At 74.3% G+C, this 23,121-nt stretch carries 17 protein-coding genes; 11 read left to right on the top strand and 6 right to left on the bottom strand.

Translation table 11 applies throughout. The features are described from left to right. Positions 1–81: 81 nt before the first annotated feature. Complete coding sequence (locus WMF27_RS10485; protein WP_437769047.1) at positions 82–1,533, top strand: DUF6600 domain-containing protein; 1,452 nt, start codon at positions 82–84, stop codon at positions 1,531–1,533. 66 nt (positions 1,534–1,599) lie between these two features. Beyond that, the gene (locus WMF27_RS10480; RefSeq protein WP_437769048.1) at positions 1,600–2,208 is read left to right on the top strand and encodes a hypothetical protein; all 609 of its coding nucleotides are present in this window, start codon (positions 1,600–1,602) and stop codon (positions 2,206–2,208) included. A gap of 73 nt (positions 2,209–2,281) precedes the next feature. Here WMF27_RS10480 and WMF27_RS10475 read toward each other — a convergent pair whose 3' ends face one another. From WMF27_RS10475 to WMF27_RS10465, 3 genes are all read right to left on the bottom strand, one after another. After that, complete coding sequence (locus tag WMF27_RS10475; protein ID WP_437769049.1) at positions 2,282–3,838, bottom strand: M16 family metallopeptidase; 1,557 nt, start codon at positions 3,836–3,838, stop codon at positions 2,282–2,284. Continuing rightward, the gene (locus WMF27_RS10470; protein WP_437769050.1) at positions 3,835–5,283 is read right to left on the bottom strand and encodes a M16 family metallopeptidase; all 1,449 of its coding nucleotides are present in this window, start codon (positions 5,281–5,283) and stop codon (positions 3,835–3,837) included. Before WMF27_RS10470 ends, WMF27_RS10475 begins: the two co-directional genes overlap by 4 nt. Before the next feature lie 158 nt (positions 5,284–5,441). Next, on the bottom strand, positions 5,442–6,305 hold the full coding sequence (locus WMF27_RS10465) for a hypothetical protein (RefSeq protein ID WP_437769051.1): 864 nt from the start codon (positions 6,303–6,305) through the stop codon (positions 5,442–5,444). A gap of 869 nt (positions 6,306–7,174) precedes the next feature. Here WMF27_RS10465 and WMF27_RS10460 point away from each other — a divergent pair. From WMF27_RS10460 to WMF27_RS10450, 3 genes are all read left to right on the top strand, one after another. After that, positions 7,175–8,386 (top strand): hypothetical protein, encoded by a 1,212-nt coding sequence (locus tag WMF27_RS10460; RefSeq protein ID WP_437769052.1) that lies wholly within the window; start codon positions 7,175–7,177, stop codon positions 8,384–8,386. After that, on the top strand, positions 8,383–9,411 hold the full coding sequence (locus WMF27_RS10455; RefSeq protein ID WP_437769053.1) for a hypothetical protein: 1,029 nt from the start codon (positions 8,383–8,385) through the stop codon (positions 9,409–9,411). The genes WMF27_RS10460 and WMF27_RS10455 overlap by 4 nt, the downstream gene beginning before the upstream one ends. A gap of 118 nt (positions 9,412–9,529) precedes the next feature. Then, entirely contained in the window at positions 9,530–10,708 is a 1,179-nt protein-coding gene (locus WMF27_RS10450) for a LysE family transporter (protein ID WP_437769054.1), read from the top strand. 30 nt (positions 10,709–10,738) lie between these two features. Here the strand turns inward: WMF27_RS10450 and WMF27_RS10445 are convergent, their stop codons facing one another. The 3 genes from WMF27_RS10445 to WMF27_RS10435 all read right to left on the bottom strand — a co-directional run bounded on the left by WMF27_RS10445 (position 10,739) and on the right by WMF27_RS10435 (position 13,656). Beyond that, on the bottom strand, positions 10,739–11,140 hold the full coding sequence (locus WMF27_RS10445) for a hypothetical protein (protein WP_437769055.1): 402 nt from the start codon (positions 11,138–11,140) through the stop codon (positions 10,739–10,741). 196 nt (positions 11,141–11,336) lie between these two features. Further along, a complete protein-coding gene (locus WMF27_RS10440; RefSeq protein WP_437944120.1) occupies positions 11,337–12,125 on the bottom strand; it encodes a CPBP family intramembrane glutamic endopeptidase in 789 nt (262 codons plus the stop codon). Between the two features lie 217 nt (positions 12,126–12,342). Then, positions 12,343–13,656 (bottom strand): MFS transporter, encoded by a 1,314-nt coding sequence (locus WMF27_RS10435; RefSeq protein ID WP_437944119.1) that lies wholly within the window; start codon positions 13,654–13,656, stop codon positions 12,343–12,345. A gap of 355 nt (positions 13,657–14,011) precedes the next feature. Between WMF27_RS10435 and WMF27_RS10430 the strand changes: the two genes are divergently transcribed. The 6 genes from WMF27_RS10430 (at position 14,012) to WMF27_RS10405 (ending at position 23,111) form a co-directional block, all read left to right on the top strand. Further along, a complete protein-coding gene (locus tag WMF27_RS10430) occupies positions 14,012–15,295 on the top strand; it encodes a hypothetical protein (RefSeq protein WP_437944118.1) in 1,284 nt (427 codons plus the stop codon). Between the two features lie 155 nt (positions 15,296–15,450). After that, the gene (locus WMF27_RS10425) at positions 15,451–16,662 is read left to right on the top strand and encodes a hypothetical protein (RefSeq protein WP_437944117.1); all 1,212 of its coding nucleotides are present in this window, start codon (positions 15,451–15,453) and stop codon (positions 16,660–16,662) included. Continuing rightward, positions 16,663–17,694, top strand: coding sequence for a diacylglycerol/lipid kinase family protein (locus WMF27_RS10420; RefSeq protein WP_437769060.1), 1,032 nt, complete (start codon positions 16,663–16,665; stop codon positions 17,692–17,694). It begins immediately after the preceding gene. Positions 17,695–17,816: 122 nt separating this feature from the next. Then, positions 17,817–19,475 (top strand): protein kinase domain-containing protein, encoded by a 1,659-nt coding sequence (locus tag WMF27_RS10415; RefSeq protein ID WP_437944116.1) that lies wholly within the window; start codon positions 17,817–17,819, stop codon positions 19,473–19,475. A 7-nt stretch (positions 19,476–19,482) separates the two neighbouring features. Further along, complete coding sequence (locus WMF27_RS10410; protein WP_437944115.1) at positions 19,483–22,101, top strand: Kelch repeat-containing protein; 2,619 nt, start codon at positions 19,483–19,485, stop codon at positions 22,099–22,101. Next, a complete protein-coding gene (locus tag WMF27_RS10405; RefSeq protein WP_437769063.1) occupies positions 22,098–23,111 on the top strand; it encodes a hypothetical protein in 1,014 nt (337 codons plus the stop codon). Before WMF27_RS10410 ends, WMF27_RS10405 begins: the two co-directional genes overlap by 4 nt. Positions 23,112–23,121 lie beyond the last annotated feature (10 nt).

The following is a 23,121-nucleotide window of genomic DNA, read 5'->3' as shown; positions in this document are numbered from 1 at the left end:
CGCAGGGACGTCTGAAGAGATCTGAGGGCACCCGAGGCCAGCCCGACCTCTCCCTGGCACCCCCCTCCAGAAGGACCCATCATGCTGCCGATGCCTTTCCCGCTGTCCGCTTCCCCCTCGCGCCCTGCCCCCGCGGCGCCGGGCATCCCCGGGGCCCGGCTCCGCCGGCTCGGCGGCGCCCTGCCGCTGCTCGTCGCGCTCCTCGCCGCGCCCGCGAGCGCCGCCGCCCAGCCCGCCGGGCCCCCGTCGGTCCAGGTCGACGTCCGCGTGAACGCCGAGCTCGAGGCGGACGAGTACGAAGACACCGACCCGAGCGCCCTGGTCGAGTTCCAGCAGCCGCTCGCCGCGTACGGCACCTGGATCGACACCCCGGGCTACGGCACGGTCTGGGTGCCCTCCGCGGTCGTGGTCGGCCCGGATTTCGCGCCCTACCAGACCGCGGGCCACTGGGCGCTGACCGACGACGGCGAGTGGCTCTGGGTCAGCGACTACGCGTGGGGCCACATCCCCTTCCACTATGGCCGCTGGGTCTGGATCTCCGCCCACGGCTGGGCCTGGATCCCGGGGCGCACGTACGCCCCGGCGTGGGTCGTCTGGCGCGTCGGTGACGCCGGCTACGTCGGCTGGGCCCCGATGCCGCCCACCTACACCTGGAGCGGCGGCGTCGCGGTCTCGCTGTGGACCGTTCCCCCGGCGGCGTACGTCTTCTGCCCGACGACGCACGTGTTCCATCGCCACGTCCACACGCACGTCGTCCGCGATCGCGAGGTCGTCCGGCGCATCGCCGCGCACTCGCACACCTACAGGCCGGCGCGGCCGACCGCGAGCAGGCCCGGGCGCGCCGACGTCCGACCGCGCCGCGATGGGGACGCGGGCCGCTCGAGCCCGCCCCACGGCATCCGTCCTGCCGGCTACCGCCCGGCGTCGCCGTCGCTCGCGGAGGCCGGCGTCCCCTCCTCGGCCGCGCCGAGGCACCGCGACAGGCCGGATCCTCGCGCCCTCGCTTACGCGCGCAGGAGCACGACCCCGAGCGCGCGCCTCGCGCCCCCTCCGGCGCGCCGTCCGGCGTCGCCCGCGCGCGACGATCGTCGCGCGGCGCCCGCGCTGCGCACACCGCTGCACCTGCGGGGGACGCCCGGCGGCGACGCTCCGGCCCCGGTCGCCAGGCCCGGCCTCCCGGCGCGGGGTGTCTCCGACGCGGGCGCGCCGCCCCGCACCGGCGCGAGCCGATCGCACCGGCCCTCCCGGCCGGCGGTCACGCCGCCGTCGCCCGTCCCCGCCCCGGAGCCGCCGGCGGCGAGGGCGCCGCGCGCCGCCGGCACGCCGGCCGCCACGCGTGCCCTCCCGCACCGATCGCCGTCGCCCACGGCGCCGCGGCCGCTGCCGCAGACGACGCCGGCGCCGCAGCCGATCGCGAAGCCTCACGCGCGCCCGAGCGCGCCCCCGGCACCGGCGCGCCCCAGGATCCACCTCCCGGCAGGCCCGGCTCCGGGGAAGACGGCGCCGCCGTCCGGTCGCCCGCGGTCGAGGTAGCGCTTGGCCCACGTCTTGCGACGTCCACGAGCAGGAGCAGATCCAATGACTCTTTCCGCTGACTTTGTGAAGCGTCGTTCACTGGGACTGTGGTCGTTCCTTCTCATCCTCGTCGCTGCGCCCCTCGCCTCGGCCGGCTGCATCATCGTCGACGAGGACGGCGACCGCGATGGCCATCGCGCCCACGACGACTGGGACGACGACGACGGCAGCGTTCCCCCGCCGCCCGCGGACGACGTGCGGCGCGTCGCCATCGACACGGACGCCACCCTGAGCACCGAGCCGGGCGAGGGCGTCGGCATCTTCGTCGAGTACACGGAGGGCGGGACGTGGACGCTCTGGACGACCTGCGACACCAACACCTCCAAGGTCGTCTGCAGCTTCGATCTCTATGCCTCGGTCGACACGGCGTCCGAGCTCATCGACCTGGCGGGGATCGAGATCGAGAAGACGGACGCGACGCGCCTCATCGACATCGGCGTCGCGTACTTCCACGCCGAGACCGGCTCGGACATCGACGCGATGACGTTTGCCACCACCCCGGGCGCCGTGGTCCGGCTGGAGGCCTACCTCGACGGGGCGGAGGAGCCCCGCTTCGTCTACTGGTTCGGCGACGGCGTCCTGCACGAGGGCGCGCCCAGCAGCCCGATCGACTTCGAGCCGACCGCGCCCTGAGGGCGCGATCCTGCCGCCCGCTCCCCCCGCTGCCCGCGCGGCGGGAGGAGCGCCCGGCCAGGGCGCGCGCCGCTCAGGGCTCTCTCTTCGGCTGGATCGGCTGCCCCTCGACGTCCCACGCCTCCGGCTCGCCGAGGCCGATCCCCTGGAGCTGCGGCAGGATCTCCTGCCGCGGTCCCACCACCACGACGGTCGCCGTCTTCGGATCCACGGCCCTCGCGAGCTCCGCGAGGCTCGCCAGCGTCGCGCCCTGCCGCGCCTTGCTCGCGTCGCCGTCGAACGTCTCCGGCAGCTTCAGCCGCGCCAGCGTCCCGAGGCGCTGGGCGGTGCGGTTCACGGTCTCGTAGGCGGAGACGAGATCCGCGCGGTCCTGCGCCTGCACCTTCGCCAGCTCGTCCCGGGTCAGCCCGGAGTCGGCCATCTTGGCGAGCTCGGCGAGCATCTCCTTCAGGGCGGGTCCGGTCGCCTCGGTGACGACGGACGCCCGCGCCACGAACGCGCCCGGCAGCCTCGTCTCGGTGAACGCCGAGCCGGCGCCGTAGGACCAGCCGTGATCCTCGCGCAGGTTCTGGTTCAGGCGCGACGTGAACGAGCCGCCGAGCGCGGAGTTGATCAGCTGGAGCAGCGGCCGCCGGGGATCGCTCGCCGCGACCCCCTCCCGCACGGCCGCGATCACCGACTGCGGCGCCCCCGGGCGGTCGACGAGCACCAGCCGCGGCGGCTTCCACGCCGGCGCGGCCGCCGCGCCCTGCGCTGCGGCCGCGGCGCTCGCCGCCGCGCCCTTCGCGCCCGGCGCGGCGCCCTTCGCCGACCAGGTCCCGAGATCGCGCGAGAGCGCCTGCTGCAGCTCGTCCCGGGTGATGTCGCCGACCACGGTGATCACCGCGCGGTCCGGGCGCCACGCCGCCTTGTAGAACGCCTTCACGGCCGGGAGGCCGATCGACTTCGCGTCCGCGACCAGGCCGTCGACGGGGTGCCCGTACGGCGTGCCCGGCCCGTAGAGCGCGGCCATCGAGACCAGCCCCGAGACCCGCGTCGCGTCGTCGCCGCGCTTCCTCAGGTCGTTCTGCCAGAGCTCGCTGACGCGCTTCCACTCCTTCGCCTCGAACCGCGGGCGCGCGACGACGTCGGCGAGCAGCGAGAACGCCTTGCCGAAGTTCTTCTTCAGCACGGAGAGCGTCGCGACGCTGCCGTCGGCGCGCGCCCCGACCGAGAGCGTCGCGCCGAGGTCGTTGATCGCGCTGGACAGCTCCACCGCGCTCCGCGTCCCCGCGCCCTCGTCGAGCATGTCCGCGGTGATGTGCGCGAGCCCCGCCGCGCCCTTCGGATCGTCCGCCGATCCCGACGCGACGCCGATGGACACGGACACGATCGGCAGCGTGTGGCGCTCGAGCAGCCACACCTTCGCGCCGTTCGGCCCGTCGAGCACCACCGGCGCCGGCGGCGTGAACGGCTGCGGCGTCGGCAGCTCCGGCTTGGGCCCGAGCGGGTCCGCGGGCTTCGCGGCCGCCGGCGGGGCGCTCGGCCGCGGCGCCTCCGCCCGGGCGGCGGACTGCGCCGGGGTCCTCGGCTCGCAGCCGAGGGCCGCGGCGACCAGCGCGATCATCGCGCCTGCGTGTCTCGCTCTCATTTCGTCACCGCCTTCTTCGCCTCTTCGCTGCCCTTCGGCACGACCCGCAGGATCACGCGGGCGTTCGGGTCCAGGGTGCTCTTCGCGTACGCCTGCAGCGACTCCGCGGTCGCGTCGCGGTAGCGCTTCAGATCCTGCTCCACGAACCCGGGCTGGCCCTTCGACGTCTCGTACCGGTTGAGCATCGAGGCCCGGCCGGCGACCGACTCGAGCGCCGTCACGAAGGCGGTCTCGTACTGGTTCTTGGCCCGATCGAGCTCCTCGCGGCTCAGCTTCGCGTCCCGCACCTTGGCGAGCTCGGCGTCGATGGCGGCCTCGACCTTCTCGAGCGGCACGCCCGGCCGCGCGATGGCCTCGACGGTGAACGTCGAGCCGAGATCGCCGGAGTTCTGCACGGCGCTCACCTCCTGGGCGAGCTGCTTGTCGTAGACGAGGGCCTTGTAGAGGCGGCTCGCCTTCCCCTGCTCGAGCGCCGTGGCGAGGAGGTCGAGCTCGGCGTCGCCCGGCGCGAAGTGCGCGGGGCTGTGCCAGGCCATGATCACCTTGGGGAGGTTCACGTTGTCCTCGATCGTCCTGCGCACGACGCCGCTCAGCTTCACCGGCGAGGGCGCGGTCGCCGCGGGGACGGGCCGCTCCGGGATGCCGCCGAAGAGCCGCTCGATGAGCTCGCGCGTCTTCTGCGCATCGAAGTCGCCGGCCACGACGAGGGAGACGTTGTTCGGCACGTACCACCGCCGGAAGAACGTCGTCACGTCGTCGACGGTCGCGGCCTGGAGGTCCTCGTGCGAGCCGATCACGGGGTGGTGGTAGGGGTGTCCCTGCGGGTACATCAGCGAGGGCATGAGGAGGTCGACCTTGCCGTAGGGCTCGTTCTCGCTCGTCTGGCGGCGCTCGTTCCGCACGACGTCGCGCTGCGCGTTGAGCTTCGGGAGGTCCATGCTGTCCGCGAGCGACGAGAACCGATCGGCCTCGAGCCAGAGCAGGAGCGGCAGCGCGTGGGCCGGCGCCACCTCGTGGTAGGCGGTCCGGTCCTCGCTGGTCCACGCGTTGTTCCAGCCGCCCTCGGCCTCCATCCAGGCGTCGAACTGCTTCGTCGGGACGCGGCGCGTGCCCATGAACATGAGGTGCTCGAACAGGTGCGCGAAGCCGGTGCGCCCCGGCTCCTCGAACCGCGAGCCGACCTTGACCATGAGGTTCAGGGCGACCATCGGCAGGGCGTGGTCCTCGTGGAGGATCACGGTGAGGCCGTTCTTGAGGGTGTACTTGGTGAACGGGATGTCGAGCTTCGGCGCCTGGGAGGCCGCGGACTGAGGCGGCGAGGACGTGGCCTCGGGCGGCGCTGCTGGTGCGGGCTTCGGCCCGGACAGAGAGAGGGCCGCGGCCACGGCGACCAGGATCGGCCCGGTGGAGCGCGGGAGCGGCGGGTGACGCGCGCGGGTCTGCATGAGCCCGAGGGTTGCGCCGGTCGCGGGCGGGGCGCAAGCGGGCGGGAGCATGGATTCCGGAGACGCGCCCCGCCAACGAGTGCGGTTGTCAAGTTGTCACGGAAGAGGGACGCACCGCAGAACGGAAGGAGCGCGCGGCGCGGACGGGACGGCGCAGCTCACGAGGGCTGAGCGCCGGCCGAGCTCGCGGACGCCGCGGGCGGAGGCGGAGGCGCTGCGCCGGATCGGCTGTCCACCGCCTTGCCCGCTGCGGCCTTGCGGGCCTTTTCCCGCCGGGTTGCAGCGCGGCGGCGCCGCTCGTAGGCGCTCGTGGCCTCCCGGACGATCTCCGGATGGCGGCGGAAGACGTGCGCCGCCGTCTTCCGGATGGCGCCGACGCGCTCGACCATGAGGTGCAGGAGCTGATTGCGGATCGCGGTCGCGGCGGCCGAGGTGTCGCCGTCCGGGATCGTCGCCAGCGCTCGCCGTTGCAGGTCTTCCGCGAGCTTCCTGGCCTCGACGATGAGGCGGACATCGAACTCCTCGTCGGCCTCGACCAGGCGTTCCTCGAGCGACGCCGCGAGCCCCGCGTAGTCGCGGAGCGCCTGGGAGAGGGCGCTGGAGCGCTGGCCGTCCTGCGCGTGAAACTCCTTGATGCGCGCGAGCTGCGCGTCGGCGGGCTCGTCGACGTCGTCGTCGAGCAGGAACTCGAGGGCCGACTCGAGCTCATCGACAACGAACCTGGCGCGCTCTCCGAAGTCGGCCACGGCGGGGTCGACGATGAGGAGCAGCCGGGTCTGCGCCTCCTGCACGGCGTGGACGATGGAGAGCAGATCGTCGCTGCTCGAAGCGGGCAGTCGGCTCTTGACGCGCTTGAGGCCCGGGCGATCGCCGTCGGGCTCCCAGTACTTCTTCACGAACGCCGCGGCGGCGACCGCCTCGCGCACGGCGACGTCGTACGGCAGGCTCAGCGGGTTATCGGTCCGCCCCTGCTCGGCGGCGGCCTTGACCCAGCGATCGTAGTCCTTCCCTTGCTTTGCCATGATGATTGCTCGACCCCTCCTCCTGCGTCCGACGCCCCCTCCGGGCGCGGCGCGGAGACGCGAAGATGAGTCCGCTCGAAGCGCTGTCCAGAGCAGACGCACGATCCGGACGCGAGCGGCAAGCGCCGGAGCGAGAGAGTGGAGGTGGGATGTCCTGATGGCCGGCCAGCGTGTCCTGATGGCCGGCCAGCGTGTCCTGATGGCCGGGTGGCATGTCCGGATGACCGGCCAGCGTGTCCTGATGGCCGGGTGGCATGTCCTGATGGCCGGCCAGCGTGTCCTGATGACCGGGCCGGGCGCAGCTCAGACAAGTGATGGGCTAGAGCGACAAACGGATTGAAACCACGAGAGAAAGCAGGAATTTCACAGGGAGGCGGGGAGGCGGGGAGCGAGAGACGGCAAGAGCGAGAGATTCATTTTTTTCTTCCTCCCCGACTCCTTGCCTCCCTGTGAAAATTCTCCAGGTTTCAACGTGATCGGCATTCTAGAACGTCGACTCGGACCCGCACCCCTCGCTTCGGGTCCAACGACGCGAGCCGCGACCGCCGATGGCGACGCGCCCATAGCCCGCTGTGAAGAACCCTGCGCGCCTGGGTAATGGATTGCTCCCCATGCAGCGGTCGCCGCGCTGACCGCTTCGCACCTCGCCCTCGCGAAGAAGTCGGTACATTCTAAATTCTCGGAATTTTCGGACACGCGCGCGCGCTCCGGCACCGTGTCTCGCAGGGCACGACACGTGCTTTGTCGCCTCGCGGCGCCCGCGAAGCGCCTGATGAATCGCTCGCGTACAGCGCGGGCGGCTTTGCCGCCGTGGAGCTCCTTTGCCTCGTGAGGGTGCTTTGAGACGACGTCCGCCTTGGATTCACGCGTTGCTCGCCTCCCTGTCTGCGGCGATGCTCTGGTCCGCGCCTGCTCGCCCCGGCGAGCCGCCGCAGCTCTCCTGGGACAAGCCGGTTCGCTGCATCCGGTCGCCGGACGGCGGCGCGGTGCGCGTTCAATGCGAGCCAGGCCCGGACGGCGAGCGCTGCCTCGTCGCGCCCGATCACCTGGCCCACGACGGCGGCGCGCTCGACAAGGTGCAGCCGTGCAACGTGGTTGAAGACGCCTCGGCTTACCGGAGCCTGGCCGCGCGCGGGGCCCGCCTCGTCGCCGCGATCCCCGAGGCGCCGCCGGGCTACGCGCGCTCGGCCGAGGGCAAGGCATTTCAGGTCAAGTTCGATCTGCTGAACCGGCTTTACCTGGGCGCGTCCTGGCTGCCCACGTTCCATGGCGAGAACGGGCTCCCCGTGCCCACGAGCTTCCCCCTGGGCCGCGGGAGGGCCGAGGCCGGTATCCACGTGAGCGTGCTCTCGACGCGCTCCCGCGCCCGCCATGACCTGCGCATCCTCGAGGGGACAGCCACGTTCGACGATCTCGAGCTCTCCGGGGTGCTCCTCACCTACGATTACCAGCACCTGCACCGGCGGCCGGCCCACTGGCTCAGCACCTTCGTCGGCGAGCCGCGGGTTTACCCGATCTCGCCGCGGATGGGCTGGGGCTTCCGGGTGGTGTCGGTGAACGACCGCCCTCCCGCGCGCCGCGACACGCTCGACGTGGAGTTCGGCGAGGTGCATCTCGCGTGGAATCCGTGGCAGTCGAGCGACATGTACAGCCACATCCGGATCGAGCTGGGCGCCGATCTGGGGGAGTACTGGGAGCGCCGATCGGAGATCGACGACGGCCTGGACACCGGCGCTCTGTACGTCGGCCCGACGAGCGCCATTAAAACGCGCTTCAGCCTCGGCGAGGGCGGCCTCCACGCGCTCTCGACCGCGTTCGCCTACCGGCGCCCGAGCATCGCGGCCGGGAGCGGGACCGGAGCGGCGATGAACCGCCTCGAGGCCACCATCGCCTACGAGGGCATCCTCCTCGCGATCAACGATCAGCCCATCTCGCTGCGGCTCGCCGCGATGGGGGTGAGCCGCAACGACCTCGACAGCGACGTTCGCGACGTGGAGGTCAAGGCGGCCGCGGGCCTGCGGGTGTCGTTCTGGGCTCCCCCACGGGTGTTCGAGCCGATGCCCGTCTTCGAGGACCCGTGACGGCTCGGCGCCTCGCCGCGCTGCTCGTCATGGCGGCGGCCGCGGCGCTCCCCCCGCGCGCCGGCCGCGCCGAGCCGGCGCGCGAGGAGAGCGAGCACGCGGGCGGCGGCGATACCGCCGTTTCCGAGGAGGGCCGGCGCTTCCGCGTGCGCTTCGACCCGGCGAGCCGGGTGTGGCTCGGCGTCGCGTCCGCGCTGCACCGGGGCGCGGGCGGGGCGATCGAGGTCGAGCCCGAGATCGACGCGGGCCTGTCCTACCGCGCCCGCAGCGTGACGGGCTCCGGGCCTGGCCGCGTGGTCTGGCAGGCGGATCACCGCGTCCTCGCCGGCCGGGTGTCTCCGGCGGGGCAGGCGCTCGACGGCGTGCCCGCGCTCGACGCGGCGCTGTACGGCGCGTCGTTCTTGCGGCACGACGAGTCGCCGCGGGTGGTCTTGCCGGTGTCGCCGCCGATCGCGGTCCCCTTCCCCTTCGACATCGGCGTGGAAGCCGAGGTGGGCCGGGTGAGCATCCCCTCGATCCCGCGGCGCCAGGGCGACGGATCGCCGGCGCCGCTGGTCCGGCTCGGCGTGGCGCGCGCCACGGCGATGCTCGATCCATGGCGCACGGGCGAGGCGGGACGCAGCTTCGAGATCGGGCTCGGGGTCCGTTACGACATCGACGCGTACGCCGAGTCCCCCTCCCCCCGGGCCGCGCCCGCGCGCCGCACGCTCGGTGAGCCCAGGGTGGTCCACCGGATCGCGCCCATGACCGCGGCCTCGCTGCGGCTGCGTCTCCAGAGCGGGGACGGGCTGACGGTCTTCGACGGTCGAGGCGACGTCGTCCCGCACTGGACGAGCGAAGAGCGCTGGCGAGTCCTCGTGCGCTCGGCCGCGCACGTCGAGAGGATCCTGGCCGCGATCGACGATCAACCCATCGCCGCGGTGCTCGAGGGCGAGTACCGGCTGCTGCCGCCCGCCCTGGAGGTGCAGGCGGTCCACGATCTGCGCGTGAGCCTCGGGCTCGCGTTCACGCTGGCGCTACGCTAAGGCGGCGACCGGGTTGAAACCGCCTGACGACCGCGCCTCGCCCCCGCGCTCGTCCCCCGCGGCGCGCCGCGGGCGATCCTCTGCAGCTCACCGCCGCACACCGCGCTCCGGATGAACCATGGCGCTCGCGCTCGTCGTGGGGTTCCTGCTCGGCTATCTCGGATCGATCCCTGCGGCGGGGCCGCTGGCCGTCTTGCTGGTGGCCGCGGCGCTCGCGGGGCAGCCCCGGCGCGTCTTGCTGCTCGCCATCGGGGGAGCCTTCGCCGAGGGGCTCTGGGCGCTCGCCGCGGCGCGCGGGCTCGGGTGGGTCCTCGAGGCGCACCCCGCGATCGATCGCGCCCTGCGGACGGGCGGCGCGGCTCTCGTCGTGGCGATGGGCCTCGCCCTGGCGCTCGCGCCTCGACGCGCCGCGGAGGCGCCCTCCTCGGGGCGAGCGACATCGGCGCTCCTGACCGGGTTCGTGCTCGTCGCGCTCAACCCGTCGTTTCTGGCGTCGTGGATCGCGTCGTGCGCCGTGCTCCGCGCGTACCCGGCCCTCGCGCCCGCGGTCGCGCCGGCCCACGCGGCGGTGCGCCGGCGCTGGGACCGCATCGACTGGACGCGCCCGATCCCGCCCGGAGCGCTGGTGATCCCCGAGGCGCACTACATGGACGTCGCGGGCCTCGGGCTCACCGAGCGCCAGCGCGTCGCGATCAACCGGCTGTTCACGTGCTTCACGTGCGAGCTGTTCATCCACTTCGAGGGCTACGTGATCCGGTACCTCGAGCGGTCGGCCCACCGCGCGCCGTACCTGTCCGCGCCCGTCGTCGCCCGCTTCGTCGCCGAGGAGCGCACGCACGCGGAGATGTTCCGCCGGCTCCTGCACAGGCTCCGGCCCGATCTCTACCCGACCGACGGCGACCAGACCACGCTGCTGCCGCGCCCGGGCGCGTTCCCCTACGCCGACACCGTCGCCGACTGGCTCATCGCCAAGAAGCGCGCGCGGCCCGACGTGACCGTCGTCGTGCTCCTGGACAGCAACACGCCCGCGAACCCCGCACTGACGCGCCGCCGCGGCGCGCTGGTGCGGAGGCGCCTCGCGGACGCGGGCGTCCTCGTGCTGAACGCCTGCCTGTTCGGCGCGCGGTTCGACCGGCGCCGCCGGCTGCTGCCCCGGATGAACTTCCACCTCGACCACGCGCGCGTGCGCGTGCCGATCGAGGACTGGGTCGAGCGCCAGAACCGCTGGCAGGTGGGTGGTGGCCTAATTTGCCCCGGAGTGATTCACATGAAGGCGGTAAGGCGGGAAGAACATTGATCTTTTCTTCCCGCCTTACCGCCTTCATGTTCAAATTAGGCCACCACCCACCATTCCGCAGGCGATCGGTGACGAGGGCCGCGCCGCGCTCCACGCGCTCGTGTCCGACGCCGCGCGCGCCGCGCTCGGGCCCGACGATCTCGGGACCGAGGGCGCCTCCCCGACGCCCACGCTCGCGCCGGTGCCGGGGTACGCCGGCGGCCTGCGCGTCCCCCTCCCGCCGCCCGGCGCGCTCACCGCCGCGGGCGACGAGACGTGCGCGCTCGTCGAGCACGAGGCGATCCGCGCGCGCCTCGCGGACCTGTTCGACGGCGCGGAGGCGGGCGACGAGCTCCTCGTCGCGACCACGTACCTCTCGGACCTGCCGGTGCTCGAGACGCTCGAGCGCGCGGCGGCGCGCGGCGCCCGGGTGCGCGTGCTGATCGACTCCATCGACGCGCTCCCGCTGCCGCCCGCGGCGGCGTGGCTCCTCCGCAGCCTGGTCAACCACCACGGGATCACCCGCGCGATCGAGGCCGAGGCGCGGTGGCCGGACCGCTTCGCGGCGCGTGCCCCGCGGCCGGGGGGCGTGGGCGCGCTCGGCGCTCCTGGGCGCGTTCGAGCTGCTCGGCCTCCGGCCCTGACGCGCTCAGCGGAGCATGCCGATCACCAGGGCGGCGATCGTCGCGTCCGCGACGACGTGCGCGAGCACGGGCGCAAGGAGCCCGCGGGAGCGCTGTCGCAAGAGGCCCAGCATCACGGCCCAGCTGCCCGCCAGGAAGACGCCCAGCAGGCCCCGCGGGAACCCGTGCGCGTGCTGCGCGCCGAACGAGGCGGCCTGCAGGACCACCGCGACGCGCGCGCCCCACGCCGCCGCGAGGCTCGGCTGGAGCACGCCGCGCCAGATCACCTCCTCCAGCATGGCGTTCAGCACGGCGAAGACCGCGCCTCCCGCGATGAGCACCGGCGTCGACACCTGGAGCAGCTCCGACCCGGTGATGTCGCGGAGGTCGGGCCGGGCGAGCGCGAGCCACCCGACGAGCGCGACCGGCGTGACGCCGCCGACGAGCGCCGTCCAGCGCTTCGGGAGCCCGCCGACCGCGCGCCAGCCCTCGGGCGGGCGCAGCGCGGGCGCGAGCCGCGCGAGGCCGCCGTAGGCCGCGAGCGCCAGGATCATGGCGAGCTGCCAGACGACGCCGAGGCGCATCGCCACCACGATGCACGCCACGAGCGCCGCGACGGCGCGCGCCGGCCCCTGCGCCGCGCGGGCCGCGAGCAGCGCCACCAGGGCCGCGACCACGGCGACGGCGAGCGTCGCGCGCGGGAACGCGGGCGCGTCGAGCGCGGCCTGGAGCGCCAGGAGGCCGAGGGAGACCAGGCTCAGCGCGCGGTCGGCGCGCGCCGCCGGCTCGGAGAGGGCGGACGAGGGCTCTTGCATCGGGATCGCGCGGACGAGTCCAATCTACCTGGTTCCACTCGCCAGAAGGCCGGCCAGGGATCCGGAGGGAGAATTCAACGCAAAGGCGCAAAGGCGCAAAGGCGCAAGAAAGACAAATGTCCTGCATTTTTGCGTCTTTGCGCCTTGGCGCCTTGGCGTTGAGCTCTCTCTCTCCGCTCGCGACGCAGATCCCTCGTGGGATTCCGACCCGCGGGAACTAGTCGCGCGGCACCAGGCGCGACAGGACGACCCCCGGGATCGACGCCGCGAACGCGATCGCGAAGAACGCCGTGAACCCCGCGCTGGCGGCCAGGTAGCCGCTCGCGCTGCCGGCGAACGTCGCGGAGACCGACATGAGCGCCGAGCCGATCGCGAAGTGCGACGACTTGTACCCGTCCACGCAGCGTCGCATCAGGAACACCGCGAGCACCGCCGTCCCGACGCCGGCGGCGAGCTGCTCGAGCGTGACGAGCGCGACGACCCACGGGAGCGCCGGCCGCGCCCACGCGAGCGCCACGTACAGCAGGATCGCCAGGCTCTGCACGAGCGCGATCGGGAAGATGGTCCGCGCGAGCCCCCACCGCTTGATGAGCACCCCGCCGAGGATCGAGCCGGCGATCGAGGCGACCGTCCCGACGCCGCCCACGTTGCCTCGCGCCGCCGTGTCGAGGCCGAGGCTCTTCAGCAGCGGCGACGACATCGCGAACATCAGCGCGTCCCCTGCCCGGTAGCAGAGGATGAACGCCAGGCTCGACGCGATCTGCGGCTGCCGCAGGTACACACGGAACGGCTCGATGTAGCGCCGCAGCCCGGTCGCTCCGGGCGCGGCGCCGGCTCCGGGCGTCGCGGCCGGGCGCGGCAGCCCCGCGGCGTGCGCGATCGCGAGCAGCGCGAGCCCGCCTGCCGCGACGGCGAACGCCGCGCCAAAGGACGCCCAGCCCGCGAACGCGACCAGCAGCGCGCCCGCGAGCAGCGCGAGCCGGTACGCGCCGACCCGCAGCCCGGAGAACGCCGCCTGCGCGTCCTTGTCGAGCGCCTGCAGGTAGAAGCCGTCGACCGCGATGTCGTGCGTCGCCGCGGCGACCGCGACCGCCCCGAACAGCGCCGCCACGAGCCATATCGCGCCGCTGTCCGCCGCCGCGGCGAGCCCGAGGACGATCGCGGCGAGGGCGATCTCGACCGCCACGAGCCAGCGCCGCGGGCTGCCGTGGAGGTCGACCAGCGGGCTCCAGAGGAACTTGAGGTTCCACGGGAGCCCGTAGAGCGACGTCAGCCCGATGATCTCCAGGCTCGCCCCCGCCGCCGTGAAGAACTCCCCCGCCACCTTGTGCGCGATCGCGTAGGGCAGGCCCTCGGCAAAGTAGGTCGACGAGATCCACAGGCCCCGGCTCGCCCCTCCCGCCGCCGCGTCGGGCGCCGCCGCCGCGCCGGGCGCCTCCGAGGAGGCGCCACGCCTCGGCGCCTCCGCTCCCGGCTCGGGCAGCGCCGCGCGCGCCGGGGCCGCGGGCTCGACGGGCTTGTGGGATGTCACGGCAGCCTCCACGCCTTCTCCGGACCCTTACACGATGCGCCCCGGCACGGAGCAAGTTCCACGACGCCCGACCGTGGAAGCAAACACGACGCCGTGAGGCCGCGAGGCCGTGAGGCGGCGAGGACGCAGCGGACGCCATCGCGAGCGACGCTGTGGTATCGGTCCGGCATCTGGTTTAAACGGTGAACTGCATGCGACGGGCTCACGCTCCCTCGGTGTCCCCCTGCCGTCACGGCGGCGACGCCGATCGTGGCGCTTCGTGCCGCTCCGGCCGTGCGGCCGCGCTCGCGCGCGCCGACCTCGCGCCGATCCGGCCGGCGCCTTGCTCACCTCCTGTCTTTCCGAGGGAGCCAGCGTGAACGAGTACACCCGGCGCGAGGAGGTCCGCGCCACCTTCATCGCCTCGGCCATCCTCGTCCTGTGCATCGCCGTGGCGGTCCTCCGGCTCGTCACCGTGGAGGGCAGGCTCGTCCCCGACCCGGGCGCGCGGCGCCAGGCCGAGGAGTCCGAGGCCCGCGTCGCGCCCGCGCGGGCGTGCGCCCTCGCCGGCGAGAAGCTGATCGTCGAGATCGACCTGTTCAAGGCCGCCGCGAAATCGGCGCGCATGCCCGACCCGGGCGCGGCGCCCCCCGCGCCGCCGCCGCCGCCGGCGACGACCACGAAGGGGCGCGCGCCCCGCAACGCGCCGCCGCCGCCGAAGCCCAAGGAGCCGGACAAGCAGGGCGCGTGGGCCTCCGCCCAGCCGCTCTACAAGCAGGTCAAGACCCTCGCGGGCTGCCGCGAGGCGACCGAGGCGCTCCTGGGGGCCCGGGTGAACGCCATCCCCGCCTGGGAGGCCATCACCAAGGCGGCCGCGATCACGCCGCCAGGCGCCGCGGAGGCCGAGCAGTTCGAGGCGGCGAAGCAGCTGCTCTCGCTCGTCGCCGACATCCCGGCCGACAAGGTCGCGCAGGCCACGAAGGACGCCGAGGCGGCGTTCAAGGCGAACGCGGAGCGCGACCGGGATCGCGCGGTCACCGCGATGGTCCGCGAGCCGCTGCCTCAGGGCGTCTTCTCGCGGCGCGTGGCCGTGAGCGTCGGCGTCGGGCTGACGGTCTGCGCCCTCTTCATCAGCTACCTGGGCGTGCGGGCCGCCTCGATGCGCCGCCTCGCGACGCTGCTCCCGCTGCGCGACGCGGTCCGCAGCGGGCGCCCGGGCATGCAGGCCGCGGAGATCCTGAAGACCGCCGCGGCGCACAACAGCGGCGAGCCCGGCCTCGTGATCGGCGCCGCCATCGGCGGGTTCTCCGCGGCCCTCCTCGCCCCGAGGGACGCCGACCTGTTCGTCGCGGGCGTCATGGCGGGCCTCCTCATCGGCCTCGGCGCGCAGTGGGCCTTCCGCCTCGCCCTCGGCGCGGGCCGCTGGCGCGCCCGCACCACGGAGCTCGCCGAGGTCGAGAAGCCGGCCATCCCCATCGTGCTCGTCCTGAGCGGCGTGAAGCCCGGCCTCGAGCTCGAGTTCATCCAGTTCCTCCGCTCGCTGCCACCCGGCGACGCCGCCGCGGCGGTCGAGAAGCTCGCCTCCCAGGCCGAGGAGCGCATCCTCGCCGCCGCCGACGCGGGCGCCGCCCTCACCCACGGGAAGCCGCCGCCAGGGTGACGCCGCCGGGGTGACGCCGGCCGGCGCAGGGGGCGCGCCTGCCCCTGCACGACCACGGAGCTCCCGCGGGGTGTCCCCGCGAACACAGCGCGGCGGCGCCCCTGCACCGAGCGCTCGATCCGCACGCCGTTCCATGGAATGGAGGCGCTCCCGACATGAGACACCCCCTGCAGGCCCGCCGGCCGTCCGGGCGATGGGCGCTCCTCTCGCTGCTCGCCGCCACCTGGTGGCTCGCCGCGCCGCCTGCAGCGGCGCAGGACACGGCCGCTCCGAACGCCGCGCCGCAGGCCGACAACGCTCCGCCCGCGACGCACGCCGCCTCGCTGCAGGCCGATGGCCCTCCGGCCGCGGCGCAGGCCGACAGCCTTCCGGCGGAGGGCGGCACGCCCCCGACGGACGGAGCCGCCGGGGCCGGCGCGCCGTCGGGCGGTGCCGGCGGCGCGGGCGGCGCGACCTCGGACGCGCGCGATCCGGCCGAGCGCAGCGCAGCGCGGCGCGACAGGCCCGGGGCGACGAGCCGCCGCGCCACCCCCTCGAAGAAGCGCCGCGGCGACATCAACCCGTGCATGACGCCCGATCCGGGCTGGGGCGTCTACGACCGGTGGTCCCGCGCGCCCTCGATCGGGCAGATGATCATGCCCCACCGGGGCGGGGTCACGAAGCGCGGCGGCTTCGACGTCATCATCCACTTCCACGGCCACGAGGCGCTCCGGAAGGAGTTCGTGAAGACCGCCGCGGGCGCCGTCCTCGTCGGCATCGATCTGGGCATCGGCTCGGGCGCGTACTCGAGCGCGTTCTCGGCGCCGTACGTCTTCGAGAACCTGCTCGACAGCATCGAGCGCGCCGTCGCGAAGAAGACCGGCAAGAAGAAGGCCTACATCCGCAAGCTCGGCCTCTCGTCGTGGAGCGCGGGCTACGGCGCCGTCGAGCAGATCCTGCGGCAGCCGGCCGGCAAGCGGGTCGACGCCCTCGTCCTGCTCGACTCGCTCCACGCCGGGTACGCCGACGAGCGGCAGCACAAGCTCAAGGTCGCGCAGATCGAGCCGTTCATCGCGTTCGCGAGGCGCGCCGCGGCGGGCGAGGCGTTCATGTTCATGAGCCACTCCTCCATCCTGCCGCCCGGCTACGCGTCGACGGCGGAGACGGCGAGCTTCATCGTGCGGCAGCTGCGGGGCAAGCTGAGGGGCTCCTCCCGCGCCGACGTGCTCGGCCTCGACATGATCCGGCGCTTCGACCGCGGCGACTTCCACGTCCGCGGGTACACCGGCGACGACAAGCCCGATCACTGCGCCCACCTCGGCCTGATGGCGGACGTCGTGCGGGTCCACCTCAACCCGCGGTGGAAGTCGCCGCGAGGCCGGCGCTAGATGGGCGGCATCGGCGTCATCATCAACCCCCGCTCGCGCCAGAACCTGAGCGATCCCCGCGCGGCGGTCCGGCTCGCGCGCGCGCTCGGCGATCACGGCGTCGTCCGCACCGCGCGCTCCCGCGAGGACCTCGCCCGGATCGCGGAGGACTTCCGGAAGCTCGACATCGACGTGCTCGGCATCTCGGGGGGCGACGGCACGAACCACGTCACCATCACCGGCTTCCTCGACGTCTACGAGGACGAGCCGCTGCCGCCGATCGCCTTCCTGCGCGGCGGGACGATGAACACCGTGGCCAACGCCGTGGGCGTCCCCCGCGGGCGCCCCGACGGCCTGCTCGCGGGGCTCATCGCCCGCTACACCGACCGCGGCCGGCACCCGCTGCGCTGGGTCGAGCGCCACGTGATGCAGATCGGCGCCCACTACGGCTTCATCTTCGGCACCGGCTGCGTCCACGGCTTCATCGCCGAGTACAACCGCAGCGAGGAGCGGAACGCGCTCTGGGCCGCGAAGGTCCTCGCCAGCGCGAGCGCCGCCGTGCTCCTCAAGACCGCCACCCAGGTCGCCGCGCGCTGGGAGGGCCGCGTCCACTTCGAGGACGGCTCGGCGTTCCCGGACCGCGACTACCTCGCCGTCGCCGCCGGCACGGTGGACCAGATCGGCCTCGGGTTCCGCCCGTTCCACCGCCACGACGAGCGCCCGGAGAGCTTCCACATGCTGGGCATCCACACCTCCGCGCTGGGCTTCGTCAGGAAGCTGCCCGACATCTGGCGAGCGCGGCCGATGGGCGAGGCGCACACGTTCGAGAAGATCGCCCGGCGCGCGGTGCTCGAGGCCAGGTCGGGCGTGGTCCACTACGTCTGCGATGGCGACGTGCACGAGCACGCGGGCCCGCTCACCGTGCGCATCGGCCCGCGGGTGAAGATCCTCGTGGAGCACAAGGCCGGCCATCGCCCCGCCCGCGCCCGGCGCACGTCGCACGATGTGTGCACCCGCGGCGAGCGCGCGCATCCCTGCGGAATCGTACGCTGATCATGCATGGATCATGCGCTGACCATGCGCCGGCGGCGCGCCGGCGCGCGGGCAGGCAGCGACGTACGGGTGCGCGAGACCATGGCTGTGAGAGGCCAGCAAAGTTAGACTGCGGTCGCTCCATGCCGCCGCGCTCCTCCTCCGCGCCCGCCTCGACCCCGCGGCCCGAGGGCGCGAGCCGCTCGTTCGCCTCTTCGGCGGCGTTCCCGCGCGCCAGCGCTCCGGACTCGCTCGACCCGGAGCTGCTCGATCCGTCCCTCGTGACACCGCCTCCGGAGGCCGGCGCGCCGTCGCCCGCTCCGGGACGGGCGGCGCGGCGCATCTACCGCGAGGGAGACGTGATCGGCGGCAAATACCGCCTGCGCTACGTCCTCGGCGAGGGCGGCATGGGCATGGTGTGGCTGGCCCACAACGACGTCCTCAACATCGACGTCGCCATCAAGTTCATCCGGCGCGAGGTCAGCTCGACCGAGGCGACGGTGCGGCTCCACCAGGAGGCGCGCGCCGCCGCGCGGATCGATCACCCCTCGATCGTCCGCGTGATCGACTTCGGGGAGTCCGAGCACCGCGACCCGTACATCGTGATGGAGGTGCTCCGGGGAGAGCAGCTGGTCGAGGCGATCGAGCGCAGGAAGCGCTTCTCCCCCGCGGCGGCCCTCCGCATCCTCCTGCCCATCGCGAGCGCCGTCGCCGCGGCGCACGACCGCAGGATCGTCCACCGCGATCTCAAGCCCGAGAACATCTTCCTCGTGAAGAACGATCGCGGCGACATCACCCCGAAGATCGTCGATTTCGGCATCGCCAAGGTGTGGAGCGAGACGGCGAGCGGCGAGATGACCAAGGCGGGCACGGTGCTCGGCAGCCCCGATTACATGTCGCCCGAGCAGGCGCGCGGCATCACCGACGTCGACGGGCAGACCGACGTCTGGGCGTTCGCCGTGGTGCTCTACGAGACGATCACCGGCCAGAAGCCGTTTCAGGGCGGCAACTACCACGACCTCGTGGCGGCGATCCTCGTGAAGGATCCGACGCCGATCACCGCGCTCGGCGTGGGCGACGAGGCGCTGTGGGCCATCATCGCGCGCGGCCTCGGGAAGGAGCGCTTCAACAGGTGGCGGACCATGCGCGAGATGGGCGTCGCCCTCGCGCGGTGGGCGGCCGACAACGGCGTCGTGGAGGACGTGACCGGGACCTCGCTCGCCGTGCACTGGCTGAGCGACGGCGAGCAGCGGCCCCTCTCCGAGCGGCCGGCGGTGCGGGCGCAGCAGCGGCGCATCTCCGAGCGGCCGGCGGCGCGGGCGCGGAGGAGCGGCGAGGACCACCAGGAGGTCGCTGTACATCCTGTCCACCAGGAGGCCGCGCGCCAGACCGCGGATCGGCGGCGCGCCGCCGTCGTCGCGGCGGCGGGGCTGGCGACGCTCGTGATCCTCGGCGCCGCGCTGTTCTCCCTGCGCGCCATGACCGCGCGGGACGGCAGCGCCGAGCCCGCGCCCGCGGCGCCGCCCGCGGCGTCGCAGGGCCAGCCGCAGGCCGCCGCCGCACCATCGACCGAGCAGGGCCCCGCGCCCGAGAGCCGCCCCGAGCCGGCCCGCACGGCCGAGCCGCAGCCCTCGGCCGGCGCGGCCCGCGTCGGACCGGCGGAGAGCCCCACCGCGAGCGCCAGCGCGCGGGAGCCCGCGCCGGCGCCCCGGAGCGCCGGCTCGCGACGGACCGCGCCCTCACGGGCAGGCGCGAAGACCTCTGGTGCTGCCTTGCCGGTCCCGGCCCGGCCGAACTTCTAGCGTCGCGATGTCTTCCAAGGAAAGCCCCGCGCGCGAGGCGCGACATCGAAGGCCCACGACCGGCGCGCGCTGGCCGCTGCTGCTCGCGCTGGCCGTGCTCACCGGCGCCTGCTCGCTGCTCGCGGAGAGCGCCCTCTCCGACAAACCTCCCGAGGGCGGCCAGGGCGCGAGCTCGACGGGCGGCGGCTGCGCGCCCGACTGCCCGGACGGCGCCTGCTGCGGCGGTACGTGCGTCGCGCTGGACATGGACCGGGAGCACTGCGGCGCCTGCGGCAACGCGTGCGGTGACGGGGAGTCGTGCTGCGGCGGGTCGTGCACCAACGTGCTGAACGATCCGTCGCACTGCGGCGCGTGCGGCGTGCCGTGCCCGCACACCCTCTGCGTGGGCGGCCACTGCTCGTCCGAGTGCGTCTTCGGCTTCGACAACTGCGACGGGAACGTCGTCACCAACGGCTGCGAGGTCGATCTCAAGAGCGATCCCGAGCGCTGCGGCGGCTGCTCGCTCCGTTGCCCCGCAGGCGCGATCTGCGACGGGGGGCAGTGCGCGTGCGCGCCGTCGCTCCTCGACTGCGACAACCTCCACGACACGGGGTGCGAGATCGACGGCTCCTCGGATCCCGCGAACTGCGGCGCCTGCGGCGTCACCTGCGGGCCGAACATGGAGTGCCGGGCCGGCGTGTGCGGGTGCGCGCCGGGGCACGCCGACTGCAACGGCTCGCCCGACGACGGCTGCGAGGCCACGCTCGGGACAGAGGCGGACTGCCGGGCCTGCGGGGATGCCTGCGCGAGCGGCATGATCTGCGATGGCCGCGGCGGCTGCGCCTGCGCGAGCGGGCGCCTCGACTGCGACGGCGCGCCCGGCTGTGAGGCGATCGCCATCGACCCGACGACCTGCGGCGCGTGCGACGTGCGGTGCGCGCCGGAGGCGGCCTACTGCGACGGCGCGGCGTGCGCGGCCGGCTGCGCCGCCGGCCTCACCGCGTGCGACTCCTCGTGCGTCGACACGCAGGTCAGCCCGTTCCACTGCGGCGCGTGCGGAATCGCCGCGGGGCCGCACCAGCGCTGCGACCGAGGCGCGCTGGTGTGCGACGAGGGCTTCGCGGACTGCGACCCGGTCGCCCCGGGCTGCGAGTCCGATCTCACCAGGGATCCGCGGCACTGCGGCGCGTGCGGCACCGCCTGCAAGCCGGGCGCCGTGTGCGCCTCCGGCGCGTGCGCGTGCGGGGCGCTCACGCCGCGCGACTGCGGCGCGGCGTGCCGCGCCTGCTGCTCGGACGAGGACTGCTCGGACGGCGACGGCTGCACCGCCGACGTGTGCGAGGACGGCGGCGCGAGGTGCAAGAGCACGGGCTGCGCCGGCGGAGAGCAGTGCTGCAGCCTCGTCGCGTGCCGCCAGTGCTGCACCAGCGCGGACTGCAGCGGGGGCGAGATCTGCTCCGGCGGCACCTGCATCCCGCCCTGCGGAGGCGGCCTCGTGGCCTGCGAGGGCGCGTGCGTCAGCCTGGGCTCGGCCGAGCACTGCGGCGCGTGCGGGAACGCCTGCCTGAGCGGGCGCGAGTGTCGCGCCGGCGAGTGCACGCCCGCGTGGGCCCCGATGACGAGGACCGGCGCGCCCGCGCCGCGGCAGATGGCCGCGGCGACCTGGATCGGGAACGCGCTCTTCCTGTGGGGCGGCCGCACGTTGGTCGGGGACGTGGGCGACGGGGCGCTCTACGATCCGGCGCGCGACACGTGGTCGGCGCTGGGCAACGAGGGCGCCCCCTCGCCTCGCGTGCTCGCGACCGCGGCGTGGACGGGCTCCCGGGTGCTCGTCTGGGGCGGCGGCTCGTTCGGGAGCCCGCTCGGGCTGTCCACCGGCGGCGTGTACGACCCGGCGGCGCGGACCTGGCGCGCGATGAGCACCACCAACGCCCCCGCGGCGCGGCGGATGCCGATCGGCGTGTGGACCGGCACGCGCCTCCTGATCTGGGGCGGCTCCTCGGGCGGCGCCCCGGTCGCCGGCGGCGGGCTCTACAACCCGGTCGCCGACGCATGGACGCCGGCCTCCAGCGCCGGCGCGGCCCCGGCGCGCGAAGGCGTCGCGTGGGCCTGGTCGGGCACGGAGCTCTACCTGTTCGGCGGGGAGGCCGACCAGGCGATCACGAACGAGGGGTACGCCTACAACCCCACCACCGACGTCTGGCGGTCGCTGCCCAGCGCCGACGCGCCGAGCCCGAGGACCGAAGCGTTCGCGGTCTGGATGGGCGATCGGCTCCTCGTCTGGGGCGGGCAGGACCAGGCGGGCGTCGCCCGCAAGGGCGGCGCGATCTACGATCCGGCGGCCGACGCGTGGCGCGGGATCGACGACAAGGGGGCCCCCTCGGAGCGCAGCCGCGTCGAGCGGCGCACCGGCTGGACCGGGTGGACCGGCGCGCGCGCCCTCGTCGCCGGCGGGCGGAGCGGCGTGACGCTCAGGCGAGACGGGAAGCTCTACGATCCGATGACGATGGCGTGGGGAGCGAACATGTCGGCCGCGAGCAAGCAGCACGCCTACGGCGTGGGCGTGTGGACGGGGACCGAGCTCATCTTGTGGTCCGGGCTCGAGGGGTTCTCGCTGGTGCCCGACGGGGAGCGGTTCAGGCCGTGACGCCGCGGCGGACGCGCGCGCCCTCGGGCGTCCTGGCGCTCCTCGTCGCGGCCGCGATGCTCGCCGCGCCCGCGCCCGCCGCGGCCCAGAGCGCGGCCGACGTCGCCGTCGCGCGCGAGATCTTCATCGAGGCCTCCGAGCTCGCCAGGCAGGGCCGCTGGGAGCAAGCGCGGGAGCGGTACGAGCGCTCGCTCGCGATCAAGCGCGCGCCGATCACCCTCTACAGCCTCGGGGTGGCCCAGCAGCAGACGGGGCAGCTCGTCGAGGCGCTCGAGAACTTCCGCGCGTTCCTGGTCGAGCCGTCCGCGCCTGCGACAAAAGGGTACGAGAAGCTCGCGCGGCAGGCGATCCAGGAGCTCGAGCACAAGGTCGCGGCGCTCGAGCTGCGGCTCTCCCCGGGCGACGCCGTCGGCCTCGAGGTGAAGATCGACGGCGTCGTGGTGCCCGCGGCGGCGCTCGATCGCCCGCGCCCGGTCAACCCCGGGGATCACACGGTGACCGCGAGCGCGCCCGGCTACCGCGACGCCGAGCGGAGCGTCGCAGCGGCGCCGGGGAGCCGCGCCGTCGTCGTGCTGAGCCTCGAGCACGAGGTCGTCGCGCCGGCAGCGCCCGCCGGGCCGAGGGTGTCCTCGACGAGCGCTCCGGCGAGCGTCGCGCCGACCAGACCGGTCCTGCGCGGCGCCGCGCCGGGCTCCGCGCCCGACGCTGCGTCGAGCCGCGTGGTGCCGATCGTGCTGCTCGCCGGCGGTCTGACCACCGTGGCGGCCGGCGCGGCCATCGGGCTGCTCGGGGTCGCGAGCGCGTCCGACGCACCGACGCGGGACGGGGACGCCGCCGACGCCGCGCGCGCCCAGGCGCTCGCGGGCGACATCGTCGCTGGCGCCGGCCTCCTCGCGGCGGGCGTCGGCGTGCTCGTGATGGTCTTCGACCGCGATCCCGCCGGCGCCCCGCGCAAGCAGCCCCCGCCGCGCGCCGTCCTCGACCCGTTCCGCCTCACCGTGCGCTTCTGACCTCCGACGC

The organism is Sorangium sp. So ce281 (genome assembly GCF_051527395.1).
Classification (GTDB): Bacteria; Myxococcota_A; Polyangia; order Polyangiales; family Polyangiaceae; genus Sorangium; species Sorangium cellulosum_B.
This window is presented reverse-complemented; position numbering and strand designations above follow the sequence as displayed.